The sequence below is a fragment of the Glutamicibacter sp. genome, assembly GCF_032154645.1.
Classification (GTDB): domain Bacteria; phylum Actinomycetota; class Actinomycetes; order Actinomycetales; family Micrococcaceae; genus Glutamicibacter.
In genome coordinates this window covers 1-15,655 of sequence record NZ_JALDXV010000014.1, presented here as the reverse complement: position 1 = coordinate 15,655, position 15,655 = coordinate 1, and the positions used below count along the sequence as shown (strand labels likewise).

15 protein-coding genes are annotated in these 15,655 nt (G+C 62.8%); 2 read left to right on the top strand and 13 right to left on the bottom strand.

Going from position 1 to position 15,655, the window contains the following annotated elements; all coding sequences use genetic code 11:
* Positions 1-10: 10 nt before the first annotated feature.
* Together RUH64_RS11960 and RUH64_RS11955 are read right to left on the bottom strand one after the other, a co-directional pair.
* Entirely contained in the window at positions 11-2,098 is a 2,088-nt protein-coding gene (locus tag RUH64_RS11960) for a PhoX family phosphatase (protein WP_313813618.1), read from the bottom strand.
* A gap of 110 nt (positions 2,099-2,208) precedes the next feature.
* A complete protein-coding gene (locus RUH64_RS11955) occupies positions 2,209-3,219 on the bottom strand; it encodes an o-succinylbenzoate synthase (RefSeq protein WP_313813616.1) in 1,011 nt (336 codons plus the stop codon).
* An 80-nt stretch (positions 3,220-3,299) separates the two neighbouring features.
* Here RUH64_RS11955 and RUH64_RS11950 point away from each other — a divergent pair, with 80 nt between their 5' ends.
* Positions 3,300-4,154 (top strand): phosphatase PAP2 family protein, encoded by an 855-nt coding sequence (locus RUH64_RS11950; RefSeq protein ID WP_313813614.1) that lies wholly within the window; start codon positions 3,300-3,302, stop codon positions 4,152-4,154.
* Here the strand turns inward: RUH64_RS11950 and RUH64_RS11945 are convergent.
* The 4 genes from RUH64_RS11945 to pdhA all read right to left on the bottom strand — a co-directional run bounded on the left by RUH64_RS11945 (position 4,151) and on the right by pdhA (position 9,011).
* Positions 4,151-5,101, bottom strand: coding sequence for a DUF3093 family protein (locus tag RUH64_RS11945; protein ID WP_313813612.1), 951 nt, complete (start codon positions 5,099-5,101; stop codon positions 4,151-4,153). The two genes, RUH64_RS11950 and RUH64_RS11945, sit on opposite strands and share 4 nt — an antisense overlap.
* A gap of 242 nt (positions 5,102-5,343) precedes the next feature.
* Entirely contained in the window at positions 5,344-6,762 is a 1,419-nt protein-coding gene (locus tag RUH64_RS11940) for a dihydrolipoamide acetyltransferase family protein (RefSeq protein WP_313813610.1), read from the bottom strand.
* Between the two features lies 1 nt (position 6,763).
* On the bottom strand, positions 6,764-7,846 hold the full coding sequence (locus tag RUH64_RS11935; protein ID WP_313813607.1) for an alpha-ketoacid dehydrogenase subunit beta: 1,083 nt from the start codon (positions 7,844-7,846) through the stop codon (positions 6,764-6,766).
* 1 nt (position 7,847) lies between these two features.
* Positions 7,848-9,011, bottom strand: a complete 1,164-nt coding sequence (gene pdhA, locus RUH64_RS11930; RefSeq protein WP_313813605.1) for a pyruvate dehydrogenase (acetyl-transferring) E1 component subunit alpha — start codon at positions 9,009-9,011, stop codon at positions 7,848-7,850.
* A 226-nt stretch (positions 9,012-9,237) separates the two neighbouring features.
* Between pdhA and RUH64_RS11925 the strand changes: the two genes are divergently transcribed.
* Positions 9,238-9,690: an Lrp/AsnC family transcriptional regulator gene (locus tag RUH64_RS11925; protein ID WP_141362371.1), complete on the top strand. Its 453-nt coding sequence runs from the start codon at positions 9,238-9,240 to the stop codon at positions 9,688-9,690.
* 86 nt (positions 9,691-9,776) lie between these two features.
* Here the strand turns inward: RUH64_RS11925 and RUH64_RS11920 are convergent, their stop codons facing one another.
* The 7 genes from RUH64_RS11920 to paaA all read right to left on the bottom strand — a co-directional run bounded on the left by RUH64_RS11920 (position 9,777) and on the right by paaA (position 15,653).
* Positions 9,777-10,799 (bottom strand): BMP family protein, encoded by a 1,023-nt coding sequence (locus tag RUH64_RS11920; protein ID WP_313813603.1) that lies wholly within the window; start codon positions 10,797-10,799, stop codon positions 9,777-9,779.
* Positions 10,800-11,027: 228 nt separating this feature from the next.
* Complete coding sequence (locus tag RUH64_RS11915) at positions 11,028-11,813, bottom strand: enoyl-CoA hydratase-related protein (protein ID WP_313813602.1); 786 nt, start codon at positions 11,811-11,813, stop codon at positions 11,028-11,030.
* Positions 11,814-11,826: 13 nt separating this feature from the next.
* Positions 11,827-12,987, bottom strand: coding sequence for a 1,2-phenylacetyl-CoA epoxidase subunit PaaE (gene paaE, locus RUH64_RS11910; RefSeq protein WP_313813601.1), 1,161 nt, complete (start codon positions 12,985-12,987; stop codon positions 11,827-11,829).
* Positions 12,984-13,481, bottom strand: coding sequence for a 1,2-phenylacetyl-CoA epoxidase subunit PaaD (gene paaD / locus RUH64_RS11905; RefSeq protein ID WP_313813600.1), 498 nt, complete (start codon positions 13,479-13,481; stop codon positions 12,984-12,986). Before paaD ends, paaE begins: the two co-directional genes overlap by 4 nt.
* A 39-nt stretch (positions 13,482-13,520) precedes the next feature.
* Entirely contained in the window at positions 13,521-14,381 is an 861-nt protein-coding gene (paaC, locus tag RUH64_RS11900) for a 1,2-phenylacetyl-CoA epoxidase subunit PaaC (protein WP_313813598.1), read from the bottom strand.
* Positions 14,378-14,665 carry a 1,2-phenylacetyl-CoA epoxidase subunit PaaB gene (paaB, locus tag RUH64_RS11895; RefSeq protein WP_141362359.1) on the bottom strand — a complete coding sequence of 96 codons (288 nt, stop codon included), beginning with the start codon at positions 14,663-14,665 and terminating at the stop codon, positions 14,378-14,380. Before paaB ends, paaC begins: the two co-directional genes overlap by 4 nt.
* Before the next feature lies 1 nt (position 14,666).
* Positions 14,667-15,653: a 1,2-phenylacetyl-CoA epoxidase subunit PaaA gene (gene paaA, locus RUH64_RS11890; protein ID WP_313813596.1), complete on the bottom strand. Its 987-nt coding sequence runs from the start codon at positions 15,651-15,653 to the stop codon at positions 14,667-14,669.
* Between the last annotated feature and the right edge of the window lie 2 nt (positions 15,654-15,655).

Below are 15,655 nucleotides of genomic sequence, written 5' to 3'. Positions count from 1 at the left end.
TCAAGCGCCGTTACTTATGTCCCTTGCCGTTGTTCGACTTGGGCGCAAATACCTGCACCACGGTGGGGCGTGGGCCGTAGAACTGGCCGCGCTGCGCCGCTCCTGGCGCCGCGACGAAATCGGGGAAGAGCGAGGTTGGCGAGGCAAAACTGCCGCCCTCCCCCGGGTGCTGGACCGAAACGAACACCGACCCGTCCCTATCGTGCACTACCGGGCCGCAGGTTTCAGCCCCGGTGGGCACCGCAAGGAACTGTTCAACGCGTCCGCGTTCCCTTCCGGTGAGGGTGACCTTGTGCAGCGCGTCGGAGTAGCCGATGGTGCTCGGTGCACCGTCGGTGGAGATCCACAGGTTGCCCTGAGAGTCGAAGGCCAGGTTGTCCGGGCAGGAGATCGGCGAGACCTTTTCGGCCGGGTAGCCGGAGAAGTAGGTCGAGGAATTGACCTTCGGGTCGCCCGCCACCAGCAGGATGTTCCAGGTGAACTTCGTGGCGGTGGCGTCGTTGCCGGCCTCGGTCAGTTCGATGACGTGGCCGTCGCGGTTTGCCACGCGCGGGTTCTGCTCGGTGGCGCCTTCCTTGCCCGCCTTGCCGCGGTCGGTGTTGTTGGTCAGCGCCATATACAGCTTGCCGCTCACCGGGCTTGGCTCGACGTCTTCCGGGCGGTCCATCTTGGTGGCGCCCACCTTGTCCGCGGCGATGCGGGTGTAGACCAGCACCTCGTCCACGCTCATGCCTTGAACCTTCGACTCCCCGCCCACGACCAGCGGCAGCCAGGTGCCGGTGCCGTCGAATGCGCCGTCGCCCGGTAGTCCGCCGCTGCCGTCGATCTGGCTTTCCGGCGAGTTCCCGGTGAAGCGTGCCACGTAGAGGTCGCCCGCGGAGAGCAGGGACATGTTGTGGCGGCGGTCGTTCTTGCGGTAGGTGTCCTTGGAGACGAACTTGTACACGTATTCAAAGCGCGAGTCATCGCCCGAGTAGGCTACCGCCTTGCCGTTTTTGGCGATGCGCACGTTCGCACCCTCGTGCTTGAAGCGGCCCAGGTTGGTGTGCTTGACCGGGGTGGAGTTGGGGTTCTGCGGATCGATTTCAACGATCCAGCCGAAGCGGTTGGCCTCGTTCTCATAGCCCTCATGGTTCAGCCCGAAGCGCGGGTCGGTGTCCTCCCAGCCGCGCCCGGTGGCGCCGGTGCCGATGCCGTAGCGGGCTTCTTCGGCGGTGCCGCGGCCGCGGAAGTACTGGTCGTAGTTCTCCTCACCGGAGAGCACGGTGCCCCAGGGTGTGGTGCCGCCGGAGCAGTTGTTCAAGGTGCCCAGTACCGTGGTGCCTGCGGGGTCGGCGACGGTCTTGAGCAGGTCGCTGCCTGCCGCGGGCCCGTCGACCCGGAATTCGGTGGACATCGTGATGCGCCGGTTGCGTTCGCCGCCGCGAACGTAGGTCCACTTCTTGTCGTTCTTCTTGCGGGTCACTTCGACCACCGAGAAGCCGTGGGCGTTCATGGCGATGCGGCGCGCCTCGTCCTTGTTGTTTTCAAACCAGGTCGCATCGAACATCATGTCTTCATTGGTGTATTCGTGGTTCGCCACCAGCACGCCCGAGCGTCCCGAGTACTTGTCGACAATGATGTCCAGGTAGTCGCAGTTGTAGCCGAACTGCTCGCCCTGGTTCTTGGCGCTCTGCTTGGCTGCATCGAAGTCGGCGGTGTTCTTGAACAGCGGATCGCCCCAGCGGATGATGCCGTGCCATTCATAGCCCTGCGGCACGCTGAGGTTGTCTACCGAGCGCGATACCGGTTCAATGGCGGTGAATCCCAGCTTCCCCTTGCCCGCCGGTTGCTTGCCGGCCAGCGTCACCGCGGCCGATGCCTGCGGTGCACCGAAGAGCTGCGGGCCTACTACCAGCGCCGAGGCGCCGATCGCTCCCAATCCGAGCATCTGCCGGCGTGAGAGCGCCTGCTCGGCAACGTCCTTGAAGTAGCTGTTCGACGACGTATTGCACTCTGGCTTGGTGCAGGCATCGGCGCATTTGAAGTGGCAGGTGGCGGCGGAGCGTCCGCCGCGGGTGTGTCCGAGCATGGGCAGCAGGGTGCGAGTGGGATTCATGTGGTGGTCTCTTCCTCGTTTAATGGCTTTCATTGTGGGGCATGAAGCGATTAGAGATTTTCACCTGCACATGGCCTGATTCCTGCCAAAAGGTTAACGGTGGGAAAACTTCAGTCGTTGACCTCGGCGTTTTCTTTCAAGGCCGCATAGCATTCGGCCAAGCGGCGGTGCCACCAGGCGGTGCGTTCCTTCCCCGGATTCAGGTCGCGCAGCAGCAGTTCCTCGGGCTCGACCCGGTGCACCGGAAGGTATCCGGCGGTGGCCAGCAGCGGCCGGCTGGTCACATCCTGGGCAAGCAAGGTGCCGGTCGACAGTCCGCAGGCATAGGGCAGTTCGGGCAGTGCGGCAGCCAACGCGGCCGCCTGGGCCAGCCCAATGGAGGTATCCAGGGCGCTGGAGACCACCACGTCGAGTTGCGCCTGGGCGGCGATGTCCAACACCGCCTGAATTCCGCCCAGCGGCTGCGCCTTGATCACCATGAGGTCGGCCGCACCCAGCCGAGATACCTCCAGCGGGTCGCTGTGCTTCCTGACCGCTTCGTCGGCCGCAATCTTCAGCTCCACATGCCGAGCGCGCAGCTGCCTCCGTACTTCCGCCAATCCGATGATTCCCGGCACCGGCTGTTCGGCGTACTGCAGGTCGAAGTCGCTCAATCGTTCCAGGGCGGCAACCGCGGTGGGAATGTCCCACCCCATGTTGGCGTCTACCCGCAGCGCCGCGTCGGGGTAGAGCCGGCGCGTCTCGGCCACCCGCGCCAGATCATCGTCAAAGCTCTGGCCTTTTTCGGCAACCTTGATCTTGATGGTATGCGGGGCGTCGTAATTTTCCAGCACCCTGCCGACCTCGCCGGCGCCGACCGCCGGCAGCGTTGCATTAACCGGTATGCTGCTGCGCAGCGGTGTGGGGAACGGCTGGTAGGCCGCCTCGATGCCTGCGGCCAACCATTTGCTGGCTTCTGCCGGCCCGTATTCGAGGAAGGCGGAGAACTCGCCCCACCCTGCAGGGCCTTGGATCAGCAGTGCTTCGCGCTGCGTCACGCCGCGGAACTTCACCCGCATATCGAGGCTGACAACGTGGCTGTGTTCGATGATCTCTTCGAGGCTCGGCAGCTGCATATTCATACCCCTAGCCTAGCGAGGGTGGCGATAGTTACATGCTTCAAGGCTGCGTTCGGGCACCGGGGGTATGACACCCTAGAGTTATGACCCGCAAACCAGCTCTGCTTTCCCCGCGCCACATTCAGTGGTGGTGGGCCGCGCTGCTGGCTGTAGGAATGTTTGTTGTCGAGTATCTGTTTTTCGTCAGATTCCGTGCCGGACAGTGGGCCGACGAGGTCGGGTTTGCGGTGTGGTCCCGATGGTGGCCTTCAACCACGCTGCAGCAGCCGGTGCGCCAGTTCCTCGACCTGTTGCCGTGGATCTGCGGCGTCATGGCCGCGGTGTTCTTGCTGTATCGGGTGATCAGAGACCGCAGTTTCCTGCGGGCGATCATCGCCATCGCCGCCGCGGGCGCCGCCATGGCAACCACCCAAGTGCTCAAGCATGCGATCTTGGTGCGCCCGGATTTCAACTTCGGAACCTCCGGAAATTCCTTCCCTTCGGGGCATACGACGGCGGCCGCCGCCGCCATGGGGCTGATGTACGTCATGTCTCCGCCCAGGCTGCGCCCGGTGGTTCAACCCGTGGCGTGGATCTTCGCCACGGCTACCGGGCTTGCCACGCTTGTGTGCGGCTGGCATCGGCCCAGCGATATCGCCGCAGGTTTCTTGGTGGCGGCGTTCTGGATGATCGTGGCCAGCGCGGTGCTGCAGCGGATCCAGCCACTGAGCCATGAGATCGGCGAAACGTCGTGGTCGCGCACCGCAGGGATCCTCAGCTTCATCACCTGGGTCGTGGTCATCGTGCTGTCCCTTGTACTCCCCCACCCGCATATCCAAAAGGTGCCCGAAGCCTTGCTGATCAGCTACGCGTTCATCGGGATCGCACATGTGCTCACCGTGGCCCTCTTCTCGGGGCTGCTGCTGCGCTCGGTGGTCATCGGTCCCGCACGCGGCTAGGCACCGCGTTTCATCAGGGCGTTGAGCTTGGTTGCCGCCCGCTGCGAGTCACCGATGGTGACGGCAAATCGGCGCTGATCCTTCAGTTCAACAGCCAGGCCTTCGAATTGGCGCATCACTACTGCCGAACCTCCGGGGAAGAAACGCCAACCCCAACCGCCCCATTCCATGGGGATGATCTCTTCGCTGGTCACCGTCGCAATCTCGGAAATGTCGATGGTCTTCAGCGGGAAACCAAAGATGGCGCTGGACACCCGCAACTTGTCATTTCTCACCGTCACCCGGATTTTTGCCAGTCCCAGCACCACGGGGGTCACCACTACGATCATGGCAAAGCCGATGATCAAGGTAATCCAGTCGGTTGCCCCGCTGCCGGTATCGCTGGAAGAGAGCGCAAAAACGCCTGCGCCGATGATGACCGCGGCGACAACCCAGATCAGCCAAGGGCCGGACATGGTTTCGTTGAAGTCCTGGTTCATCTCGGCGGTGGTGAGGGCCGGCTTCTGCACGGGCGTATGGCCCTGGGCCGCGGCGATGCGCGCCTTGCGCTTGTCACGGGAGTATTTGGAGTTCTGCTGGAAGACGCCGCAGATCCACAACGGCGCCAGGCCGATCAGCGGGGTGAGCATCGCGGCGAAGATCCATCCTCCGCTGACCGCCTGCGTGGGGTCCCCCGCCAAGGCAGTTGGCACCGCCGAGCTGAGAAATACACCGAACATGGTCCAGGCCGCAAGGCTCCCGACGAACAATAGGCCAAGCAGGGCCACCGGTTTGCGGCGCAGGCCCAAGGCCGCCTGGCCCAGCACCGCGCCGAGCAGTGTCACGGTAACGCTGGCGGTGAAGAACACCGAGGTCATGGTGAAGCCGTCTGGGTAGCGGCTCTCAGACCAGTGGGTTGCAGTGATTTCGGGCAGTGAATTTCCCAAGATCAGACGGGTGAGCACCACCAGCAGCAATGGCAGCCATAGGAGCGCTATGACAGTGGAACGGTTCTTGACCTCAATGCGTTCGGTGGAAATGGTGAACCCCTCTCACGTTGGGCCTGTCGGCCGCGTGCGGTACAGCGGTCACAGGTTGAACTACCAGCTTATTGGAAAATTTAGTTGACTTGGAAATATCGTCGCCTCGACCGCCGGCACCCATGGCTAGGGCCCCTGCACCAGGTGGTGCAGGGGCCCAAACCCTGTGATTAGAGCGAAGCCAGCGCCGACTTTGGATCGGTCATGGCATCGGCGACATAGCGCAGGAATCCTGCTGCGGTGCCGCCGTCGCAGACGCGATGGTCGAAGCTCAGGGTCAGTTCGCAGATGGAGCGGACCTTGATCTTCCCGTTGACAACCCATGGTTTCTCGACAATCCGGCCTAGGCCAAGGATGGCTGCTTCCGGATAGTTGATGATCGCCGCGGAGCCGTCCACGTTGAACACGCCGTAGTTGTTGATGGTGAAGGTGCTGCCGGAGAGGTCTGCGACCCCTGCCTTGCCTTCACGTGCCAGAGATGCCAGGCGGGCGAACTCGGCTGAGAGTTCCTTGGCGTTCAGCTTGTGGGCGTCGCGCACGTTGGGAACCACTAGGCCGCGGTCGGTCTGGGCGGCGAAGCCAAGATTCACGCCGTTGAAGATGGTGTGGCGCAGCGAGCCGTCTGCTTCCACATCGATGCGGCTGTTCAGCTCCGGGAAGCGCTGCAGGCCGGCCACGGTGAAGCGGGAGATCAGGGCCATGATGCTCGGCGCCTGGCCTTCTGCTTCCTTGATCTTGGTACGCAGCTTCAGCAGCTTGGTGACATCCACGTCGACCCACACGGTGGCTTCAGGGATTTCGCGGCGCGAGGTGCTCATGGCATTGGCAATGGTCTTGCGCACGCCGGATAGCACCTGACTCGATGCCAGCGGCAGTCCGGTGCGCTTATCTGCTCCGTCGGCCGGGGCGACAGGCTCCGCGACGGCCGCGGCTGGCACCGCTGCGGGCACCTCCGAGGCACCCGACGGGGCTGCCGAAGCGGCCGGAGGCGCAGCGTCGATCAACGCCTCGACGTCCGCGCGCAGCACGAGCCCCTCAGGCCCGGTGCCCTGGACCTGGCGGATATCGATGGAGTGCTCGCGAGCCAGTTTGCGCACCAGCGGATTGATCACGCGGACCGCCCGGGTGCTGGTCTCCGAAGAAGAAGCGGCGGTGGTGATCCCGGTGCGCGGGCGTCGGCGACGGCTGGTCTTCTTCGCCGCGCTGGTGCCATAGCCGATCAGCACATTGCCGCTGCCCTCGTCCTCTGCTTCTTCGGCTGGGACCTGGGTGCCCGCAAGCTCCTCTTCCAGATATGACTGCGCACCTTCGGCGGGCGCCTGGGCAGGTGCCTCTGCTTCGGCTTCTCCCCCGGTGTTGACGGAGAAGAACGGCTCGTCAACCAGCATCATCTGACCCGCTTCACCGTGCAGGGTGGAGACGGTGCCCTCAAAGGGGCTCGGAATCTCCACCAGCGACTTGGCGGTTTCAACCTCTGCGATGGGCTGGTCGATGGCCACAGCGTCACCTTCGGCGATCATCCAGCGCACCAGTTCGGCCTCGGTCAGACCTTCGCCGAGGTCCGGCAGCAAGAATGTTTTGATGGCCACTTTATGCCTCCCACTGCAGCTGGTCGAGGGTGTCCAAGATGCGCTCGGCGCTTGGCAGGTTGTACTTTTCCAGCGTCGGGGCTGGGAATGGGATGTCGAATCCTGTCACACGCAGCACGGGAGCTGCCAGCGAGTGGAAGCAGCGCTCCTGGACGCGGGCGACGATCTCGCTGGCCACCGAGGCGAAGCCCTGGGCCTCGGCCACGACGATGGCGCGGCCGGTCTTGCGCACCGAGGCGCTCACGGTTTCATCGTCGAATGGCACGATGGTGCGGATGTCAACGACCTCTAGGCTGATGCCCTCTTCGGCAGCCAGCTTGGCAGCCTCCATGGCCACCGAAACGCTTGGACCGTAGGTGATCAGGGTGGCGTCCTTGCCGGCGCGGGCGATACGTGCAACGCCCTCGGTCTTCGCGGCCTTGCGTGCCTCGTACTCGGCGGCAAGTTCTTCCAGATCAACCTGTTCCTTGGACCAGTACAGCTTCTTCGGTTCGAAGAAGATCACCGGATCCTCGGAGTCAATGGCTTCGCGCAGCATCAGGTAGGCGTCGGCCACCGTGGATGGGGTGAAGACCTTCAGGCCCGGGGTGTGCGAGTAGTAGGCCTCGGAGGAGTCGCAGTGGTGCTCCACGCCGCCCACGCCGCCGGCGTAGGGGATGCGGATGACCATTGGCAGCGGCAGGCGGCCCTGGGTGCGGTTGCGCATCTTGGCTACGTGCGAGTTGATCTGCTCGAAGGCCGGGTAGGCGAAGGCATCGAACTGCATTTCGATGACCGGGCGCATGCCGTTCATCGCCATACCCACCGCCATGCCGACGATGCCGGATTCTGCCAGCGGGGTATCGAAGCAGCGTTCGGAGCCGAAGCGCGCGGTCAAACCATCGGTGATGCGGAAGACGCCGCCCAGGGTTCCCACATCCTCACCGAAGATGACCACCGACTTTTCGGCGCTCAGCGCGTCAGCCAGCGCGGTGTTCAGCGCCTTGCCGAAGGTCACCGGCTGGTTCTGCGCCGCGGCTTTGGCCGCCGCGCGGGCGGTAGCGTCGGAGACGTTCGGGTTCACCTGCGAAGTGGTGGTAGTCATCTTAGGCCTCCTCGCGGGCTAGTTCGTCGGCCAGCAGCGCCTGCTGCTCGGCCAGCTGTGGGGTCTTGGTGGAGAATACGTGCTCGAAGAGCTCACGCGGATCGGTGTTGGCGTCCTGGTTCATGCCGTCGCGCAGATCCTTGGCCACCGCCTCGGCGGCCTCGGTGATCTTGGCTGCCGCGTCCTCGGTGAGCAGTCCCGCATCGTCGAGGTAGGCCTGCATGCGGGTCACCGGATCCTTGGCCTTCCACTCGGTGACCTCGGCGTCTTCGCGGTAGCGCTTGTCGTCATCGGCGTTGGTATGGGCCTGCATGCGGTAGGTGTGCGCCTCGATCAGCAGCGGGCCGTTGCCCTCGCGGGCCAGGCGGACCGCGCGGGTCATCACCGACATCAGGGCCATCAGGTCGTTCCCATCTACGCGTTCGCCCGCCATGCCGTAGCCCACTGCCTTGTGGGCCAGCGATGGGGCCGCGGACTGCTGGGAAAACGGTACGGAGATCGCGTACTTGTTGTTCTGTACGAAGAAGATCACCGGCAGGTTGAACACCGCAGCGAAGTTCAGCGCCTCATGGAAGTCGCCCTCGGAGGTGGCGCCGTCGCCGCACATTGCTACAACGACGGTGTTTTCGCCGCGCAGCTTGGCGGCGTGGGCCACTCCCACCGCATGCAGCAGCTGGGTGGTCAGCGGGGTGGACATCGGCGCGCAGTTGTAGGCCTTGGGGTCGTAGCCGCAGTGCCATTCACCGCGAAAGCTGGTCATAACCTCCATGGGCGCGACACCCTTGGTGAGCACGGCGACGGTGTCGCGGTAGGTGGGGAACAGCCAGTCGCCGTCTTCCAAACACAGTGCGGCCGCCACCTGGCAGGCTTCCTGTCCGTGGCTCGATGGGTATACCGCCATGCGGCCCTGACGGACCAAGGCCGAGTTCTGGTCGTTGACGCGGCGGCCGGTCACCAGGGCGGAATAGGCTTCCATGAGGCGGGCCGGGCTTGGCAATGGGTATTCGTGGCCTGGTTCGGTGCCCTGCTGGTCTTGTGGACGCAGGGTGCCATCTGGATCCAGGAGATTGATCATGTGGCGTGCTGGCAACATGTAATCTTCCGGGGTGATCCCGAATTTCCGGCTGACTTCTGAGATGCGATCTGCGGTAGCGTCAGTGCTCATGTTCTCCCACCTTTCGTGGCATTGGTGGAGACACGGGACACCATTGTCCGTGACTCGTTTCACCTAAACATCATTTGCCACTAATTATGGGTATCAGTTGCAATCTGTATCCAGTCAAAGCTTCAATCGTGGAAAGTTGAGTATGAGATCCTTATACTTGTAGACGATTTGTATCAGGAAATTGTGTTTGACGAAGTCTCGTCCGACCCATGTTTTAGGAGCTTCAATGGCCGCGGAAGCGGAACTCAAACTGGACGACGTCGACCGCGCCATCCTGGCCGAGCTGACCAGCGATGGCCGCCAGTCGGTGACCACTGTGGCGCAGAAGGTCCATGTCTCCCGAGCCCATGCGTATTCGCGGATCGCGAAGCTTCAGGACGCGGGGGTCATCACCCGCTACACGGCGGTCATTGATCCGGTAAAAACTGGCCTTAAAGCCAGCGCCTACGTGACCTTGAAGCTGCGCCAGCACTCGTGGAGGGAGCTGCGCGACCACCTCGCGTCCATTCCGGAGGTGCACCACATCGGGTTGGTGGGCGGTAATTTCGATGTGATCCTGCTGGTGCGCGCCAAGGACAACCTGGACCTTCGCCGCGTCGTTTTCGAAGAGCTGCAGTCGCTGCCCACGGTGCTCGATACGCAGACCCTGCTCATCTTCGAAGACACCGACACCCGGTAAGCAGCTCAGGCCGAAAAGACGAACTGCCCTCAAGCGCTGGACTCTTGGGCAGTTCGTCTACTGGTTTTCATGGGCGCCTCGGCCGCTTAGGGCACTTCGAACTCAGGGCCGTCATAGTCGGTCTTCACTTCGATGTCGTCCGCGACGATCTGCTGCGCAAGGTCGGCGACGTCGGACTTCACGTTATCAGGCACATCATCGGCAAGGGTCAACCGAACGGCCTCCGGTTTCTCCAATCCGATTTGTACCGTCCGATCGGGCCGATACTCGCCCTTGACAAAGTCCTCTACCGCGGAATAGGCAGCGGCTCCAGAGTCTGCAACGGCAGATCCGACGAACACCTTGGGGTCATCCTGGGTAAAGTCGCGCACATTGCCGAATTGGCGGGCCGCCCCTGATTCTTCGATGGCTTCCGCGACTCCCGGACGTCCAGCGTTGAGCATGGTGAAGATGTTGTCTGCACCAGCCTCGATTTCAGCCAGCGCGATCTTCTTTGCCAGTTGCACGTCATCCTGGTCGCCGGAGAAATTGGTCAGCACTTTGGCCTCGGGATTGGTGTGTTGGACTCCATCGACAAAGGCCGCCCGCCCCTTCAGGCCGGGAACCGGACGAATTCCCGACATGTGGCCCACCACATCGCTTTCGGTCAAGAGGCCCGCAGCGGCGCCGGCCAACCATGCCGACTCCTCCTGCAGGACCTCGTAGCTTGACAGGTTCGGGCCCTTGGCGTCCGATTGGGTCACCACGAATTGGATCTGGGGATACTCCGCGGCCACGATCTTGGCCGCTGCCGAGTTCTGTCCGCCGTGCGCGATGATCATGTCCACGCCGGATTCGCCCAGGTCGCGTAGGGCCTTTTCCAGCTGCTCCTGCTTTGGCTCCACCCCTTCGGTGTGGCTGATCTCGACACCGAGTTCGTTTTCTGCACGCTGCAGGCCCCGATACCCGGATTCCATGAATCCGCCGTCCTGCGAGTTCCCAGCCAGCAGCATAGCGACTCGTACAGGTTCGTCGGGAGTTGAACTTTTCACTTCTTCCACCTGCGGGGCTGCGCTGCAGCCGGTGAGCACCAGGGCGGCTGCCGCCGCCACGGCAAGAGATCGTGCCATTGATATTTCCTTCTGTGTAGGGCGCGTGAGACGACGCCAATCGGCGTCAGCTCATTACAACCCTGCCCGCTGCTCACAGGTTGCGTGATATGGATCACGCGATGAGGAGAAACTATCATGGCTTTCTCCGAATCATAAACCTCGTGTCACCTGCAGTCTTGTGAAGAAATACAAAAACGCGCCGCCAGCCCCTGACAGGTCTGACGGCGCGTTTTCGCCGAAATAAAACTACTTCTTGCCGGTGAACTCCGGCTTGCGCTTTTCCTGGAAGGACTTGAAGCCCTCCGCATAGTCCGCGGTATCGCACAGGGCGGCCTGCGCGCGGTTCTCGGTTTGCATCGAGGCCCACAAACCCACCCGCTGATCGCGGATCTCTGCAACCAGTTCCTTGGAGGCGACAAATGCCTGGGTGGCGCCCTGCGCCACCTTGGCGATGATTTCATTGCCGCGCTCTGCCAGTTCATCGGCGGGGAAAGAACGGGAGAACAGCCCGGAACGAACGGCTTCAGCCCCGGAAATCAGCTCCGCGGTGTAGATCATGTCGAGGGTGCGGTGGGCACCCAGGCGCTCGGTGAACAACCAGTGTCCGCCGGAGTCCAAGGTCGCGCCGAGGTTGGCAAATGGCGAGCCGATCTTTGCGTTGTCGGCCACGTAGACCACATCGGTGGCGATGGCCAGCCCCAGCCCGACGCCCAGGCAGGCACCCTGCACCAGCGCGAAGGTGGGTGCGGGGAAGCTCGACATCTTTTCCAGCAGCGGCTGGACCTTGCCTTCAAGGTATCCGATAACATCGTCGTCCGCGGGGTTGACCCCGGAGATGTCGCGGCCCGCGCAGAACCCGCGTCCTTCGCCGGTGAGCACCAGGGCACGCACCTGACCGCTGCGCACCCCGGCGGCCGCCGTGTCGAAGGCCTCGGACAGCTCGGCCAACGCCGCCTCGTCCAAGGAGTTCATCTTCTGCGGAGCGTTGAGCACGATCCGGGCCACCGAGTCGGCAATCGTTAATTCGATCATGAAGTCGGCCTTCCTAGGCGTCGAAGTCGACGCTGAGCTTTTCGGTGGTTGGGTGCGACTGGCAGGTCAGGACGTAGCCGGCCTCGACCTCGTCCGGTTCCAGTGCGTAATTCTCCGCCATGGTGACCGATCCGCAGGTCACCTTTGCTCGGCAGGTGCCGCACACTCCGCCAGCACAGGCGAAGGGTACATCCGGACGCACGCGAAGGGCCGCGTTGAGCACCGTTTCATTGGCGCGCACCGGAGACTTGACCTCGCCCTGCAGGCCGTCGAGGGTGAAGCTGATCTCGTAGCTTTCCTCATCTTCGTCAACCTGAACCGGGCGGCCGATCTGGCCCTGCGGCTTGGTCGGCTCACCGGTGGTGAACAACTCGAAGCGAACCTTCTCCGCGGGGATGTCCATGCCCGAAAGCTGGTCGCGGACCAGCTGTACCAGCTCGAAGGGACCGCACAAGAACCATTCGTCAACGCTCGGTGCCTGAACCACGGTGTTCAGCAGCGTGGTCAGCTTCTCTGCGTCGATGCGTCCTGAGAGCAGCGGCGAGATGCGCTGCTCACGGCTGAGCACGTGGTGCAGGGCCAGGCGTGAAGGATAGCGGTCCTTCAGGTCTGCCAGTTCTTCCAGGAACATGACATCCATGGCCGCCTTGTTCGCATACACCAGATCGAAGCGAGTATTCTCGTTGGCTTCGAGGATCGTGCGGGCGATGGCCATCACCGGGGTGATGCCACTGCCAGCAGCCACCGCAACGAAGTGATCCTGGCTGGTGGTGTCGATGGAGGAAGGGTTGTTGATCTCGGTCAGCCGGTGTTTGGAGATGAAGGCACCGGCCGGGCTCATCACGTCGATCTGCTCTCCGGCTTCCAAAGATTCATTAGCCCAGGTGGAAAACAGACCGCCGAGGTCGCGCTTGATGGCCACCTTGATCTCATCTCCGGTGGGCGCAGCGCAGATCGAGTAGGAGCGGCGCAGTTCAACTAGTTCGCCCTCGGCGTTGGGCAGTTCCTTGCGCAGCGCCACATATTGGCCGGCAACGTAGTCGTATTCTTCGCTGAGTTCTTCGGGAACGGCGAAGGTGACCTCGATAGAGTCTTTGGTCAATCGGCGGACGTTGGAGACGGTGAGTCGGTGAAATGCCGCACGTCGACGGATGGGTGTGGTTTGGTCGGTCATGAGAGCACCTTGAAGTAGTCGAAGGGTTCCAAGCAGTCTTTGCAGGTGTACAGCGCCTTGCAGGATGTGGATCCAAAACGGGCCAGTTCGCGCGTGTTCAGCGAATGGCAGCGCGGACATTTGACGCTCATGCCAAGTGTTACGCGCCCGGCATGGCCCCGCCCGGTCGGCGGGGCGATGCCGTAGTCTTCCAATTTGGCTTTGCCTTCTTCGGTCATCCAGTCGGTAGACCAGGCGGGGGTCAGCACAAGCTTCACTTCAACTTGCTCGTATCCAGCCTCGCCGAACACCTTGTACAGGTCTTCGGTGATCACGTCCATGGCCGGGCAGCCGGAATAGGTCGGCGTGATGACTACTTGCACCGCGTCATCCGCGACGACGTTCACCTCGCGCAGGATGCCGAGGTCTGCAATGGACAGCACTGGAATTTCCGGGTCGCTCACCTTCGAGGCGATGGCGAACAAATCCTCGGTGTTGGCGATCAGCTTGCTCAAGACTGCTCCCCCTTATCGGGCAAAGGGTTGGTTGATTGGTTACCAGGTGGCACCGGGGTGCTTGCGAGCAAGCACCTGCATCTCGGCCAGGATGTAGCCAAGATGCTCGGAGTGCTCTCCGCGGCGTCCGTGGGCCATTGACTGCCCGGTGGCTGGAATCTCTAGTCCGGCCTCGGCCAGCACTGCGGAAATTTCTTTCTCCCAGTCTTCGCGCAGGCTCGATGGCAGTACGGCTACCTCGGGCAGGGCGCGGTGGATCTCTTCGTCCAGGAACATTTCATCGACGTAGGGCCACAGGATGTCAAGTGCGTGGCGCATTTTTTCTGCCGACTCTTCGGTTCCCAATCCCAGACGGATGGTCCACATGATGGAGTGGTCGCGGTGGTAGTCGACTTCCTTGACTGCCTTGGCGGAGATCGCCACCAGGGTTTCGTCGGCAGACTGCGCCAGCTTGGAGTACAACAGGTGCTGGTAGATGGAGAGGATCAGCTGTCGGATGATGGTGACGCCGAAGTGCCCGTTGGGCTGTTCGACCATCCACAGCGAGGTGAATTCCTCTTCTTCGCGCCAGTAGGCCAGGTCGTCCTCGGTCTTGCCCATGGCAAGACCCGCGTAGGTCAGGAAGGAGCGGGCGTGGCCCAGCACATCCAGGGCGATGTTGCCCAGGGCTATGTCTTCTTCCAGCTCCGGTCCACGGGAGATCCAATGCGAGAGGCGCTGAGCTAGGATCAGCGAGTCGTCGCCAAGGGTCAGTGCATAGGCTGCGACTTCCTGGCTAGGGGCAACGCCGTCCACGGCGATGTCCTCCGGACGCAGGGCGTTGCCCGGGGTGACGCGGGTGGCCGAGGCCAGCGCGTCGCCGAAGCTGTCCAGGGTGGCATCGAGTTCGTCGTGATTCACAGGTGCTTCACTCCCTCGCTGGCCTTGTAATAGGTCGCATGGCGGTAGTCCTTGCCCTGAGGGGATTCGAAGAACGCGTCCTTCTCATCCGGGTCGGAGCTGATGATGTCGCTGGACTTCACAACCCACAGGGAGACGCCCTCATTGCGCCGCGTGTACAGGTCGCGGGCGTTGCGCACCGCCATCTCGGCGTCCGGTGCATGCAGCGATCCGGCGTGAACGTGCGAGAGACCGCGCGATGATCGGACAAAAACTTCCCACAGGGGCCAATTGCTCTGGCTCATGTTAGGCAACCTCACTTTGTGCTTGCTTTGCGGCGTAGGCGGCGGCGGCTTCGCGAACCCAGGCACCCTCACGGTGTGCTTCGCGGCGGCGCTCCAAACGCTGGGCGTTGACCGGGCCGTTGCCCTTGATCACTGCCATGAATTCGTCCCAGTTCAGATCCTTGTGGATCCACTGCTTCTTCTCTTCGTCATAGCGCAGTTCGGGATCCGGCAGGGTCAGACCCAGGACCTTGACCTGCTCGGCGATCATGCCGACGAAGCGCTGGCGCAGTTCATCGTTGGAGAAGCGCTTGATGTTCCAGGCCATGGACTGCTGGGAGTTCGGCGACTGGTCATCCGGTGGACCGAACATCATCAGCGAAGGCTCGTAGAAGCGGTTGATGGCGTCCTGGGCCATCTTCTTCTGCGCTTCGGTGCCGCGTGAGAGCGAGAGCAGGATCTCGAAGCCCTGGCGCTGGTGGAAGGATTCTTCCTTGCAGATGCGCACCATGGCGCGGCCGTAGGGTCCGTAGGAGGCGCGGCACAGCGGCACCTGGTTGGCGATGGCTGCGCCGTCGACCAGCCAGCCGATGGCTCCCATGTCCGCCCACGAACGTGCAGGGTAGTTGAAGATCGATGAGTACTTGGCCCGGCCGGTCAGCAGTTGGTCGTTGAGCTCGTCACGCGGTGTCCCCAGGGTCTCGGCGGCCGAGTACAGGTACAGGCCGTGGCCAGCCTCATCCTGCACCTTGGCCATCAGGATCGACTTGCGCTTCAGCGATGGGGCGCGGGTGATCCAGTTAGCCTCCGGCTGCATGCCGATGATTTCGGAGTGGGCGTGCTGGGAGACCTGACGGGTCAGGGTCTTGCGGTAGGGAGCCGGCATCCAGTCGCGTGGTTCCACGCGAGAATCCTTCTCGATCAACGCATCAAACCGAGCCTGCGTTTGCTCTTCCTCGTAGCTTGGGACGGCATTTAGTCCCGGCTCCTGCGGTGTGGTCGGGGCCATGG